General features: G+C 70.3%; 1 protein-coding gene. It reads right to left on the reverse strand.

Going from position 1 to position 585, the window contains the following annotated elements:
* On the reverse strand, positions 1-585 hold a 585-nt coding region (locus LK10_RS20635), incomplete at both ends, for an aminotransferase class III-fold pyridoxal phosphate-dependent enzyme (RefSeq protein WP_043128328.1).

A 585-nucleotide genomic window follows, 5' to 3' on the forward strand; every position in this document is an offset into this window, starting at 1 on the left:
CCATGACCTCGTCAAGGATCAGGACGATGCCGTACTGATCGCACAGTGCCCGGACGCCGCCGAGGTAGCCGGGCGGCGGGACGAGGATGCCGGCAGTCCCGGGGATCGTCTCGAGCAGGACGGCCGCGACGGACTCCGGGCCCTCGAGCTCGATCACGCGGCGCAGGTGGTGGAGGGCGCGCTCGGCCTCCTGCTCCGGCGTCTGCGCCCAGAACTCCGAGCGGTACAGGTAGGGGCCGAAGGCGTGGACATGGCCGCGGGCGTACTCGTTGGGGATCCGGCGCCAGTCTCCCGTCGCGACGATAGCCGCGCCCGTGTTGCCGTGGTAGGAGCGGTAGCGGGAGATGACTTTGTCCCGCCCGGTGTGGAGGCGTGCCATGCGGATTGCATTCTCGTTGGCGTCGGCGCCGCCATTGGTGAAGAAGACCTTGGCCATGTTCGACGGCGCGTGCTTGAGGATGAGCTCGGCGGCGCGGCCCCGGACGTGGCTGGCGTGCCCGGGGGCGACGGTCGCGAGGGTCGTGGCCTGCTTGGCGATGGCCGCGATCACGCGCGGGTGCTGGTGGCCGATGTTGGTGTTGACCA

It is taken from the genome of Sinomonas humi (genome assembly GCF_000802235.1).
In the GTDB taxonomy this organism is placed as follows: Bacteria; Actinomycetota; Actinomycetes; order Actinomycetales; family Micrococcaceae; genus Sinomonas; species Sinomonas humi.